Raw genomic sequence first — 12,927 nt, forward strand, 5'->3', positions numbered from 1 at the left:
GCCTTAGTAAGAGTCAGTGGGTTTAAATATAATCAGCTTGGCTGTTTTATGGTCATAAAGATGACTTAATCGTTTGCTAGGGTGAGATAAAAATCACCGTGAGCAAACGTGAACGCTAATCAATATCGCTGGTTTGAATTTGCCTTTATTTTTATTATTCTGCCTTTAATTGGCTTTAATATTCGCCAATATTTATCTAACTGGCTTATTCCGGCACTGATCATCCTCATGAGTGTGTGTTGTATGTTGCTACTAAACGACACTCACTTTAAACGTTTTAGATTAACTAGCTTGGGGCAGTTTTCTGCTGTGAAGCGCCGTATGTTTAGCTTTTTCTTTATTGGCGCGTTATTTTCGGGGGTATTTTACAACTTACTTTACCAAGGACACTGGTTTACTTTACCTCGAGAAAACCTCGCCGACTGGCTGATGCTATTGCTGCTCTACCCTTTGTTGTCGGTGATCCCGCAAGAATTAATATTTAGAACCTACTTTTTTCATCGTTATAAACGCATTATGCCCAGTAAATGGTTACGCATTATTGTCAGTGCGAGTGTATTTGCACTGGCACATATTGTTTACGCTAATTGGGTTGCAGTAAGTTTAGCGTTTATAGGCGGATTACTATTTGCTTATACCTACGCACAAAGCCGCTCAACCTTTGCTTGTGTTCTTGAGCACAGCTTATGGGGCATATGGATGTTTACCCTAGGAATGGGTGACTATTTAGATTCTGGTGCACTAAATTAACTAACACAAAAAAGCCGCGACAGGCGCGGCTTATTTAGATTTAGTTTAAATTAAAAACCAAAAATACTGATATCAAAAAACTTAGTCGCAACGGTATTTACAAAAATGATTAATAATATCGCTGGAATAAAGGTTTGCAGTGAAAAGTTAACGTACTTTTCCATAAAGCTATTAGCATAATTAGGAGAGCCCTGTCTTAGCTCTTCACTTAAGCGAACTTTTTTCCATTTATACATTACAAACAAACACACCATTAAACCATTTAAAGGCAATATTGTGTCGTAGAATACGTCATAAACAACATCAAAAAAGCTCTTATTACCACTACCGTAGCTAGTAAAAGTAGTTAGGCTGTCAATCATACCAAACGACATAATACACAAAATAGTTAATATACCAGTTGATAAAGTAAGTATGCCCAACGCTTTTTTACGGCTAATGCCTTTACGGTCGCTTAGTGTTGCTGTTGGAACTTCAACAATAGATACCAATGATGTGATCGCAGCAAAAAATACCAATAAGAAGAAAATAAATGCCACGGCTGATGCGCCAAAGTAACCAATATCATTTTGTAGCGCTAATAAGATTTTTGGAAGATAGACAAAAATCATTGAAACTGACGAGTCAGATAACTTAGCCGGATCGGTATTTGGGTCAAAGCTAAAAATAGCAGGTAACACCATTAAGCCTGCTACAAACGCAACCAGTGAGTCGGTAATAGCGACCATTTTAGCACTGCCTACGATGTCATCTTTTTTCGAAATATAAGAGGCATAGGTAATTAAAATACCCATACCTAACGACAATGAGAAAAACGCTTGGCTCAGTGCACCGTTAAGCACGCTGGCATTCATTTTACTAAAATCAGGAATAATGTAGTACTTAACACCCGCCATTGCGTTATCAAGGGTGAGTACATAACCCACCAGTATAATTAGCATGACAAACAAAGCAGGCATTAAAAATTTAGCCGCTTTTTCTATGCCGTCTTTTACACCACCGACCAAAATAAGGTTAACAATAACCACAACCAGTGCCATATAACCAAACACGGTGTAGCTATTTATAAACTCACCAAAATGCCCAGGGTTTGCCAGCATATCTAAATTACCCAGTGCGGTTTGGCTTAAGTAACCAAAAATCCACACCGTGATCACCATATAAAAAACAGCAATCATAAATGGCGTTAATACTGCTAAAAAGCCAGCAAACTTCCATTTTTTGTCGTTATTAGCTAATACCTTGTATGCACCAAGCGGGTCTTTTTGTGCATGACGACCCATGGCCATTTCGGCCATCATTACAGGTAAACAAATGAATGCGACGAACAAAGCATAGACGAGCAAAAATGCACCACCGCCATTCTTAGTCGCAGAAACTGGAAAGCCTACTAAGTTACCAATACCCACAGCAGAACCTGCCGCTGCCAATATAAATCCTAAGCGGGAGCTAAAGTGCTCTCTATTTTCACTCATGTAATAACCTTGTTATTATTTATCTTATCCAAGGGACTCTACCAGTGTTACGCAACGCTTTTCAAGCAATTACCGTGTAAAAAAACATTCTTGCTGTAAACATCGCCATAAACACTTTTAATTCACCATTTATCAACGCTATGCTAGTATGCAGTTAATTAAATTTAACAAGTTTTGAGAGTATTTTTATGTTGTATATGATTTATTCAACAGACGTCCAAAATAGTTTAGAGCACCGTAAAGCGGCACGCTCAGCTCATTTAGCGCGCTTACAAATCCTAGAAGACGAAGGCCGACTATTAACCGCAGGCCCTCTTCCGGCCATTGATAGTGAAGACCCTCAAGACGCAGGTTTTACGGGTTCTTTAGTGATTGCTCAATTTAATTCTTTAGAAGACGCCAGAGAATGGGCCGCAGATGATCCCTATGTTGCCGGTGGCGTATATGAAAATTCTATCGTTAAACCATTTAAAAAAGTGTTCCCTGCTTAATTAAACTGTGACCCCTGTTTAACTGCAACCAGTAATTCAGGGTTTGTTCACTCATTTTTAATTAGACTTTGCCTTATAAAAACTTAAATACACGTCGTGGTATTAAAGTTTTAGTGGCTTAGTTTCTGAGCTAAGCAGGTCTGTTCTAGGAGTTTCGCAATGCGTGTATTATTAATACTCAACTTAATCGCGGTAATGTGTTTGGCTAATTTTGCCCATGCAAACAATACCAAAAGCAAAGCCGATAAAGTTGAGGTAAGCAAAAAGAAAGCAGTAATACTTGCAAAGCAAACTACAGACGGTACAACGTTAAAAATTTCTGAAGAAACACTTTTTTTTACTGTACGAATCTTAAAAGCTGACGGCCACGTCGTCGATTTGAAAATAAACAAGAAAACTGGCGAAGTGAAAAAGGATTAACCAATGCGAATTTTAGTAATAGAAGATGATTTACATTTGGCAGACAACCTGCGCAATGCATTAGAAAAAGAGCGTTACAGCGTTGATTTATGTCACGATGGTGAGGCTGGCCTTTTTCACATCACTGAATACCCTTTAGACATGGCTGTAGTTGATTTAGGCCTACCTAAAATAGACGGTATTGAGCTAATAAATAAAGCACGTGCCCAAGGGATAACTATCCCTATTTTGATCTTAACCGCGCGCGATCGCTGGCAAGACAAAGTAGAAGGCCTAGATGCCGGTGCCGATGACTACCTAACTAAGCCGTTTCATGTGGAAGAGCTAATTGCTCGCTGTAATGCGCTTATTCGTCGCAGTGCAGGTAAAGCAAACCCTGAAATGACAGCAGGCCCTATTAAAATTCATACCCGTTCACAACAAGTATGGGTAAACGACAAAGAGCTGAGCTTAACCGCATACGAATATAAAGTACTTGAATACTTAATGGTTAATCCACAAAAAGTAATTTCAAAGTCTGAGCTTACAGAGCATATTTACGATCAAGACTTCGACCTTGATTCGAACGTTATTGAAGTGTTTGTACTACGTTTGCGTAAAAAACTCGACCCAGATGGCGTGCTTAACCCAGTGGAAACATTACGCGGACGTGGTTACAGGCTTAAAAGCCAGTGGTAGCACCGCAAATTTCGTTAAAAATAAGGCAAGGTTTTATCCTTGTCTTTGTTTTGTTAGTCGCCCTACCCATTTTGTTTTACTCTATAGGTAAGGCATATTATGCGTCACTTGTTGATGCCACCGAAAAAAACCTCGAAGCACACCTGTATTCACTTATTTCCGAAGTTGATTTTACCGAGCGCGGTATTATTATGCCCAGCTCTATATTAACCCCCGAACTCAACAATTTAAACTCAGACACCTACGCCATGATATACCGTGACGACGTGCCTATTTGGCATTCTGAGTCGGCGGTTAACGTTAACTTTGTTCCCCAATATATAGAGCCCAAAGCAGGCGCCGCCGACTTTAGACGTGTGGTGTATAACAACACTGCCTATTGGCAATTAAGTTTAACGGTAATACTTAATAATATTGACCAATCAGAGCAAGCACGCTTTATTTTATTAAAACGTAACGATGCCCTACTGCGTTTAATGGATGGCTTTAAGCAAACCTTAGTCGATTGGATGTTTATTATGGGGATTGCCATTGCAGGGTTAATGGCCATTGGTTTTATTTGGAGTGCACGACCACTGCAGCGTTTAGATAAAGAAATAAAAGCCATTGAATCAGGCGATATTCAAGAAATTAAAGGCTTATACCCCGTTGAACTGCAAACGATTAAAGCCGACCTAAATTTACTGTTAGAGTCGCAGCAACGTCAAAAAGAACGATACCGCGCCTCTCTTAGCGATTTAGCCCATGCACTTAAAACGCCATTAGCGGTATTAAAATCAAGCCCACTCGCTAACGATGCAGATGCACAAGAACAACTCGACAGAATTAATGTGATGATCGAGCACCAATTAAAACGTGCCGCCACGGGTGCTTCCGATACATGGAAAAAACAAACCCCTATCAAGCCGGTTATCGATTCTATCTTAAGCGCAATGAGTAAAGTATACCGCGATAAAGACATTATATTTAACTGCCAAGTGAGCGATAAAGATTACTTTTTAGGTGATAAAACCGATTTAATGGAGTTATTAGGCAACTTAATAGATAATGCCTGTAAAGCCTGTCGCTCCCAAGTCAGTATTAACGTTTCACAAGCTAAAACGCTCAATATAAGCATTTGTGATGACGGCCCAGGCATTAAGCCAGATAAGCGCGAATCGTTATTACAACGCGGTACGCGCCTAGATACCTACGAAAGCGGCCACGGTGTTGGCATGGCTATAGTATCTGACTTGGTTAAGTCGTATCACGGACTGTTAACTATATCTCAGTCGCAACGTTTAGGCGGTGCAAAATTTATTCTCGAGTTTAATTACCATGAAAAAAAGTAACTACATCCTTTGTTTTAGCTTAAGCCTTTTATTTTTATGGGCGCAGCAAAGTATAGCTGCTGCGCAAGAGTGTACATTGCAAAACAATGCCCTACCCGAGCAAATTAAAGATTACACACAATGTTTAGACGCCAAATTAAATAAAGTGCAACAGCAACAAGATAGCTGGATCCAAAAGCGCACCTTTGAACTGGTTGAATTAGAAAGTGAAACCGGTAATACCGTCATTTTGTCACTGTTTAAACAAAGTCTTAACGCCAAAGACAAGTACATTCAAAAAAGCTGCCAGTGGCGTTACATGTTAAAACAACCCAATGCGCCAGAAGCGGTAGTCACCTACAAAGAGTGTGAAATAGCTATGACAGAGCAATTTATTCAGCAGCTTAAAATGGGGCTTTAACAAGTTCAAAAGTAAGCGATGTGTATACTGGCTTGGTATTTTAAAGGTTAGTTTATTGATGTTTTGGGAAGTGCAGCCTTAAAGGCTGCATTTTTGTCAATTTTTTATACTTTGTTTTTTGGTTACTCTGACCATACCGCGAATTCATTTTCATTTGGATCACTAAAGTGAAATCGTCTACCACCTGGAAATGAAAATGTAGGCTTAATTATTTTCCCCCCCGCTTTCTCAATTTTATCTTGAGTCGCTTTAAGTTCATTACTGTATAACACAATTAACGGGCTTCCATTTTTAGTAGCAACAACCAAGTCAGATTTAAAGAAACCACCATCAACACCTTGCCCAATAAAACTACAATATTCTGGACCATAATCGATAAATGACCAGCCAAACACGTCACTAAAAAAATCCTTGGTCGCTGCAATATTTTGTGCGGGAATTTCAATATAGTTAATTTTATTATTTTGAGTCATAACAGTTTTTTGCCCTTATTCTTGTTTATATTATTTTCGACTTGAACTAGTAATAAACAAAGATAGCAGCAATGCTCAATAATCATAAGCAAACATAAGGTATTTAAAATAAGCGACACAGAAACACTGTTGGTTGTCATTGTTAAACAGCTTGTTATCTGGATGTTTTATATACCTAAGTTGATTTGCTCTGTAGTTAATATATGACTTTTTAAGCGTTCTCGATTTTGTTGATTAAAACGTTTTGACAAAACTGCACAAAAACCACAAACTACCTACCAGTAGATTGACTTAGCTAAAGTGATTTTAAAATGCATAAACCTGTAGTTATTATTGGTGGTGGCTTAGCGGGCTTATATGCTGCTTACAGCCTTAAAAAACGTGATATTCCGTTTTTATTATTAGAGGCCAAAGCCAGTTTGGGAGGCCGAATTGCCTCTCATTATTTACCGACCAACAACACCATTGGCCACGATTTAGGCCCTACCTGGATATTTCCGCATCAGCCTAATATTCAACAGTTAGTTGCCGCTTTAAACATCCCTGTGTTTGAGCAATACACCCGTGGCGATGTGCTATATCAAGCATCACAAATTGCTCCTGCACAGCAAATTGCAGGAGCTGGCGAAATGCAGTTATTTAGAATACAAAACGGTATGGACGAGCTTATCAATGCGCTTTATCAGCAGCTTGAGCCAAACACCGTTAAATTAGAGCACGCTGTTAGCGAAGTGAAAAAGCTCTCCGATGGCTGGCATATTAGCGCTAACTACCAAGGGAGTTTCCAGCACTACACTTGCGATCAGTTAATGTTGGCGTTACCCCCTAGAATGATCAGCCAGCATTTAACCCCGCATTTATGGGCTAATAATGTTTTAGCACAGCGTTTAGCGTCGGTGCCTACGTGGATGGCAGGCCAAGCAAAGTTTGTTGCCACCTTTGAACACGCTTTTTGGCGAGATAAAAACTTATCGGGGCAATGTTTTAGCCGTGTAGGCCCATTGGTAGAAGTTCATGATGCGTCAGCCAGTGAGCATTCTCACCCTGCTTTGTTTGGCTTTATTGGCGTGCCTTACTTGCAGCGCAGTAAAGTGACGAGAGAACAATTAACCCAAGCTTGCCTTGATCAGCTCAGCTATTTTTACGGTGAGCAAGCCTATACAGCGAAAAGCTGCATTATAAAGGATTGGGCTGAGGATGAATTTGTTGCCAACAAAGATGACCAAATAGGTGTATCGCAGCATCCTGAATTTAATTTTTCAGGACTTAGCGAGCAGCTTAAACAGTTACAAGTGCATTTTATGGGAAGTGAGTTTGCACAGCAAGAAGCAGGCTATTTAGAGGGGGCTATAAACGCTGTAGATAGCGCATTAGCTAATTTAATAGATGCTTAGATTTTTTAAAAGGCGTGCTATGTAGGCACGCCTTTGTAAGGTATTAGTCTTCTGATTTGATGACGGTTTCTTCACCTGTGCCAAGCATGGTAGCTAACCAACGCCCTTCGTCACTGGCTTCTAGTGCTATTTTTACAATCATGGTTAACGGCACCGATAACAGCATACCCACAGAGCCTAATAACCAGCCCCAAAATATTAATGATAAGAACACCACCAAGGTAGAAAGCCCGAGGCCTTTACCCATGTATTTTGGCTCTACAATATTCCCCATAACGGTATTAATAGTTAAATAACCCGCGCCGACGAGCCCTGCCACTAATGGGCCTTGCGTAATAAGCGCCAGTAACAGTGCTGGCACAGCCGCAATGATTGAACCAATGTTAGGAATGTAATTGAGCATAAATGCCAATACGCCCCATAGTACAAAATAATCAACATCGAGTATCCACAGGTAAAAACCAGCAATTACACCGGTAGCTAAACTCACTAAGGTTTTAATGGCTAAATAAGAGTTAATAGAGTCTAAAAAACGGTCAATTTGCTTAATTTTGCTGTCGGGATCGTCCAGTGCTAAATGAATTTTTTTGCCAAGTATCGGCCCTTCAAACAGCATAAAAACAACTGTTAAAATAATTAAAAACATATTGGCCATTACGCTACCTAAACCCGTTAGCATATTGGTGGCAACATCAACCATTTTGCCAGGATCAAACATAGACAAAATTTGTTCTTTATTAATTAAAATATTGTATTGCGAGGCCACATCAACCAACCATACAAATTCTTCTTTTAATTGTGCTTTATATTCAGGTAATTGTTTTGAAAAGTCGTTAACCGACTGACCTACTAAACCGCCTAAGCTAACCCCTAAGCCCATAATAATAAGCACTACAAGCACTACCGCTATGCCTTTTGGAATACGGTAACGAGCAAAAAAATTAATGAGTGGGCTACAAATTATGGCTATAAATGCTGCCAAAATAAACGGAATAACAATAGCGCTTGCGGCTTTAACACCCGCTAGCACAATTACCAAAGCGGCAAAAATTATTAAGCTTTTATTTACCCCAGTTAAACTTGCCAATACCATTATCCTATTGCTGTTATTTGGCTTTAGTGTAAGGCAAAAGCTAATAGAATGAAATGTTTAAGGGTCTGTTGGCCTTTCAAGATTAGATTTGCAGCCGTCTTTTTGGTATTAAGGCAAGGCAGAGCCTATGTGGTGTGGTTGTTCCCCATAAATAGGCGATAACGTAGCATTAATGCCAAACAGGCGCTGCCCATAGGGTTCTGCCTAGGGGCAATTAATTCTTTGTTGCCTAAATGGATTTAGGTAAGGAGCGTGAGCAGGACGCGGAAGCTTTGCTCGGTTTTTACTTATTCTTACATGGATGTAAGCCAGTAGAATAACGCAGGAGCAGTTATCGAGCCCACTAGGTTACAAACCTCGCGCCGCGATTAAATTGCCCCTAGTTTGAACAAATATTAATCCGCAAAGACCAACAGACCCTAGGTGATCATAAAAATTATTGGTACGTATAAATTTGCAAATCGTTGAGCTGGAGAGTATAAATTTTAAACATCCTGCTTTATTTATAATTTTGGAGTTGCAATGCATATATTTTTTACTGGCGCCACAGGCTTAATTGGTAGGCACCTTTGCCCCTTCTTGTTGCATCACCACGACGTTACAGTGCTAAGCAGAAACCCAACCAAAGCAAAAGTATTGTTAGGGCATCAGGTTAACGCTATTGATAGCCTTGAGGATGTTGATTTTAATACCGTTGACGTGGTTATTAATTTAGCCGGCGAGCCTATTGTTAATAAACGTTGGAGTGATAAACAAAAAGCGGTTATTCGCGATAGCCGAATTATTGTCACGCAAGCAATTAGTGATGCTATAAATCAATGCCATACTCCGCCGCATACTTTTATATCTGGCAGTGCAATTGGTTATTATGGTCGCCAAGGCGACAGCCTAGTTGATGAAAACAATACCGAGCCTCACGATGAATTTAGCCATCAACTTTGTAAAGATTGGGAGCAGGCAGCTTTACAGGCTGAATCTGACGACACCCGTGTGTGCTTATTGCGTACCGGTATTGTACTGGCTAAAAAAGGCGGCGCGCTGAGTAAAATGTTACCCGCCTTTAAACTTTGCGTAGGTGGGCCAATTGGCCATGGTGAGCAAGGTATGTCTTGGATCCACATTGATGACATGGTGCAACTGATTTTATTTTTAATTCGTAATAGTGAAATATCTGGTGCTATCAACGCCACAGCTCCTGAGCCGGTAAGTAACAAGCAGTTTAGTAAATCATTAGGAAAAGCATTGTCACGCCCTGCGTTTATGCCTATGCCAGCTGGGGTGCTTAATATATTAATGGGTGAAATGGCTGACTTACTTACTACCGGTCAGTATGTGGTGCCTAAAAAAGCCTTAGACCATAACTACCGTTTTCACTTTACTAAAATAGACGCTGCATTAAAAAGTTTAGTTTAGCACTGACCTTAACGGGTTAAGTTTGTAATAGGGGGTAAAAGTCAATACTTTTTACCCCCTTGCTATTTTAGTGTTACTACCTAATACTTATTGTTATATAAACGCCTTCACTTAGCTAAAAGAGCCCCTTGAACATGCTTCATTTACCTACATTAATTAGCCTCTGTTTTATTCTTAACTTATTTATTGCGGTGTTCTTTTTTTCTGTTTATAGATACAAAAAGCAACCTTGCTATTTTTATTTTGCTACTGCCTGTTGCTCATTTATTACCGCTATAGCATTAATAGGTTTAAGAGACTTTATTGATTTTCCCCTTTTAACCCACTTTTTTGCTTACGTTTTTATTATTTTAAGCCCATTACTGGTTATTTTAGGGTTAATACCACAAAGCCAAGCGCCCGCGATAAAAGTAACACCTTTATACTATGCCAGCGCCATGTGCTGTACGCTTTTACTTGCAGTGTACCTTATTGATGCAGGGCAAATTATTACCAGTATTATTACTGCTGTGTTATTTAGTTACGCTGCGTATTTAATGATTAAAACCCCAAGTGTGGCTGTAGTACAACAACGCTTACTCATAGCCTGTTTTGCACTTCACAGTGTGGTAATGCTGTTGCAAGTTGTACTTCTTGTTTTGCTCTACTCAAGCCAAATCAGTCAAGCCAGCCTAGCGTCAGGTTTACAGCTGTTATTAGTAACGCATTTATTTTTAACCACCGCCAGTGCGCTAATTTTGCCGTTTATTAAGTTTGCTAATGCTGAATCTAGACTAATTAATCTAGCGAATCACGACCCGTTAACACAGCTTTTAAATAGGCGTGGATTTTTTCGTCTATGTAAAAAAATTACTAAAACCGCGCCTCTTAACAGCAGAGTGTCGTTGATCATGCTCGATATTGACCTATTTAAACAAGTGAACGACCAATACGGCCATGAAACCGGCGATGAAGCGATAAAGTGGATTGCACAACATATTAACGAATTGTTTTTTGAGCTTGGTGTTACTGCTCGTATTGGCGGCGAAGAGTTTGCTATTTTTCTTAATCAACAAAACTTAGCGCAAGCTAGGCAGTTAGCTCAAAAGCTTTGCAGTAGTATTAATGAATACCCGTTTTATTTTAATGGCCACAGCATTGCACTGTCTGTAAGTGCTGGGGTAAGTAGCATGTTAGTCCGCGAGCTAGATATGCAAGCCCTGTTGTTACAAGCCGATAAACGGCTTTATCTTGCTAAAGAAACAGGCCGAAATAAAGTGGTCACCCATGACGAAAAAAGCCTATTAGCAAAAGCCCCCTCTGCCATCATTTAGTCATAAAAAAAACGGCATCATAATGGATGCCGCTTTTATACGTTTACTATTTTTATGGTTACTTACTGATCCAAGGCGTTACTTTAACAACCTCGTTAATATCAGCTAATACGGTTGTGTTATCTTCCCAGCTATCGGTTACTTCAAAATAGCACACTGACTTTTCGCACGTTATACGCTCATCATCAAATTGCTTTGGAGTTTTAAAGGTAACAACCACGCCTTTTTGTTCAGGCAATAAAAACCACATTAGTTTGCTAACAAAAAAGCCTGATAGATCTGTTAATAGCTCTTCAAGCTCATTATTAATAACCAATAATGATTGTTTTGATAACGCTAGACCCTCAAGCTCGTTAGCTTCTATTTGTAACTTTAACTGACAATCGTGAACCGGATTTTGTGGCTGAACCACAATCACGGCTTTATCGGTATCTAGCTGTTTATCGAACGGTAATAGCAATTGTGCTTTGTCGGTATAATTAAGCGGGTACTCATTCTTTTCAGTTAAAATAGTACCGCTTTTAATACTACATACCTCGTTAGTACCAATATCGCTAATATAAAAGTTTACGCGGGCGTACTGAAAGTCCCCTTTGTTAACCACTTTTAAACGGTCGTAAAAACCGTCATACGACATCACAAATTCTTTAGCAACCGCACTACTAGCCGCTACTGCTAAAAAGCTGGCTGTAACTAATTTTAATACCATTTTATTCATCAAAGTACGCTCGGTTTTGATTAATCATGGTATTTAGTTCTTCAATGTACGCTTCACCGCGTTCAGAGTAAGACATTAAACCATACGTTAATTTAGTCGCTAAAATTGGCTTTTGCTGTGCACGTAAGTCTTCACGAATAGTACGTAACTCTTTGTAAGCATTGTGAGTATTAATATTTCTAAAATAAGAGCTTACTGCTGCGCGAACCGATTTAAATGCCGCCACTTCGTGTTCTGCATCGCTGTTGCGTCTTCTTGGCACCATGCCACAGCCTTTTTTATAGCACCATTGGCCAAAAAAGTTTAAGCCAATACGGGCAAAACGTGAAGTACCCCATGCCGACTCATTGGCCGCTTGCATTAAGGCCATTTCTTTAGGAATAATATCTACGCGGCGCAGTGCTTGGCTGAGGGTAATGGTATCTAAGGTTTCAGATAAGCCGTACGATTTAAGTATTTTTTTAATATCACTCGCTTGTTTTTTACTAAGCGGCTCGTCGTGCTCTAGCATCATGCGTGCAATTTCAAGGTTTGCACGTTGCTGTAAAATCTTTTTGTTTTCGGCTTCTACATGGGGCTTAATGAAGTTAAAAAACGCATGCTTTTTCTCTTTCACATCAGTGAATTCTGAGAACTTTGGCAACTTAACGCTGTGCAATGGTTTTTCTTTCTTCTTCTGTTTTTTAATGTCGCTAGTGCTGGTTTGTTCATCTGAAACCAATCCATCTGTATCAATAAACGGATGAGTAAGTGCCCAAATAACAACGGCGGCTAACAACAACTGAAAAATAGTTTTTAACATGTATTATCTCAATTAAACTCTAAGTTATGTATGGTGTAGTCACATACATACGAAACTACATTATACCTAAGCCACTTTATAAACGCGAATACCGAACAACTGAATAAAATTCATACGCCTATTGTAGGCTATTTATAATATACTAAGCGTTAAAGTCGTAAATGAAATGATAGGTT

Annotated in this window: 14 protein-coding genes; 9 read left to right on the forward strand and 5 right to left on the reverse strand. The window is 39.4% G+C overall.

Translation table 11 applies throughout. The annotated features are described in order from the left end of the window. Positions 1-108 precede the first annotated feature (108 nt). A complete protein-coding gene (locus P20311_RS02185) occupies positions 109-750 on the forward strand; it encodes a CPBP family intramembrane glutamic endopeptidase (RefSeq protein ID WP_008109177.1) in 642 nt (213 codons plus the stop codon). 50 nt (positions 751-800) lie between these two features. On the opposite strand, the gene P20311_RS02190 is transcribed toward P20311_RS02185, so the two are convergent. Continuing rightward, the gene (locus tag P20311_RS02190) at positions 801-2,225 is read right to left on the reverse strand and encodes a sodium-dependent transporter (protein ID WP_008109178.1); all 1,425 of its coding nucleotides are present in this window, start codon (positions 2,223-2,225) and stop codon (positions 801-803) included. A gap of 188 nt (positions 2,226-2,413) precedes the next feature. On the opposite strand from P20311_RS02190, the gene P20311_RS02195 reads away from it, so the two are divergent. The 5 genes from P20311_RS02195 to P20311_RS02215 all read left to right on the forward strand — a co-directional run bounded on the left by P20311_RS02195 (position 2,414) and on the right by P20311_RS02215 (position 5,545). Continuing rightward, positions 2,414-2,716, forward strand: a complete 303-nt coding sequence (locus tag P20311_RS02195) for a YciI family protein (RefSeq protein WP_008464000.1) — start codon at positions 2,414-2,416, stop codon at positions 2,714-2,716. Positions 2,717-2,875: 159 nt separating this feature from the next. Continuing rightward, positions 2,876-3,136 (forward strand): PepSY domain-containing protein, encoded by a 261-nt coding sequence (locus P20311_RS02200; protein WP_008109182.1) that lies wholly within the window; start codon positions 2,876-2,878, stop codon positions 3,134-3,136. Positions 3,137-3,139: 3 nt separating this feature from the next. After that, complete coding sequence (locus tag P20311_RS02205) at positions 3,140-3,814, forward strand: response regulator transcription factor (protein ID WP_008109187.1); 675 nt, start codon at positions 3,140-3,142, stop codon at positions 3,812-3,814. Further along, on the forward strand, positions 3,808-5,145 hold the full coding sequence (locus tag P20311_RS02210) for an ATP-binding protein (RefSeq protein ID WP_036932625.1): 1,338 nt from the start codon (positions 3,808-3,810) through the stop codon (positions 5,143-5,145). The genes P20311_RS02205 and P20311_RS02210 overlap by 7 nt, the downstream gene beginning before the upstream one ends. Continuing rightward, entirely contained in the window at positions 5,132-5,545 is a 414-nt protein-coding gene (locus P20311_RS02215; protein WP_008109191.1) for a hypothetical protein, read from the forward strand. The genes P20311_RS02210 and P20311_RS02215 overlap by 14 nt, the downstream gene beginning before the upstream one ends. A 122-nt stretch (positions 5,546-5,667) precedes the next feature. Here P20311_RS02215 and P20311_RS02220 read toward each other — a convergent pair whose 3' ends face one another. Further along, entirely contained in the window at positions 5,668-6,018 is a 351-nt protein-coding gene (locus P20311_RS02220; RefSeq protein ID WP_008109193.1) for a VOC family protein, read from the reverse strand. A gap of 311 nt (positions 6,019-6,329) precedes the next feature. On the opposite strand from P20311_RS02220, the gene P20311_RS02225 reads away from it, so the two are divergent. Continuing rightward, entirely contained in the window at positions 6,330-7,412 is a 1,083-nt protein-coding gene (locus P20311_RS02225) for an FAD-dependent oxidoreductase (protein ID WP_008109195.1), read from the forward strand. 43 nt (positions 7,413-7,455) lie between these two features. Here P20311_RS02225 and P20311_RS02230 read toward each other — a convergent pair whose 3' ends face one another. Further along, positions 7,456-8,499, reverse strand: a complete 1,044-nt coding sequence (locus P20311_RS02230; protein WP_008109197.1) for an AI-2E family transporter — start codon at positions 8,497-8,499, stop codon at positions 7,456-7,458. Positions 8,500-9,027: 528 nt separating this feature from the next. On the opposite strand from P20311_RS02230, the gene P20311_RS02235 reads away from it, so the two are divergent. Continuing rightward, positions 9,028-9,918 carry a TIGR01777 family oxidoreductase gene (locus P20311_RS02235; protein ID WP_008109199.1) on the forward strand — a complete coding sequence of 297 codons (891 nt, stop codon included), beginning with the start codon at positions 9,028-9,030 and terminating at the stop codon, positions 9,916-9,918. Between the two features lie 134 nt (positions 9,919-10,052). After that, positions 10,053-11,231 (forward strand): GGDEF domain-containing protein, encoded by a 1,179-nt coding sequence (locus tag P20311_RS02240; protein WP_008109200.1) that lies wholly within the window; start codon positions 10,053-10,055, stop codon positions 11,229-11,231. Positions 11,232-11,289: 58 nt separating this feature from the next. Here the strand turns inward: P20311_RS02240 and P20311_RS02245 are convergent, their stop codons facing one another. Next, positions 11,290-11,949: a DUF2987 domain-containing protein gene (locus tag P20311_RS02245; protein ID WP_274377837.1), complete on the reverse strand. Its 660-nt coding sequence runs from the start codon at positions 11,947-11,949 to the stop codon at positions 11,290-11,292. After that, positions 11,942-12,751, reverse strand: coding sequence for a glucosaminidase domain-containing protein (locus P20311_RS02250; RefSeq protein WP_008109205.1), 810 nt, complete (start codon positions 12,749-12,751; stop codon positions 11,942-11,944). The genes P20311_RS02245 and P20311_RS02250 overlap by 8 nt, the downstream gene beginning before the upstream one ends. Positions 12,752-12,927 lie beyond the last annotated feature (176 nt).

This window comes from Pseudoalteromonas sp. BSi20311 (assembly GCF_000239875.1).
In the GTDB taxonomy this organism is placed as follows: Bacteria; Pseudomonadota; Gammaproteobacteria; order Enterobacterales; family Alteromonadaceae; genus Pseudoalteromonas.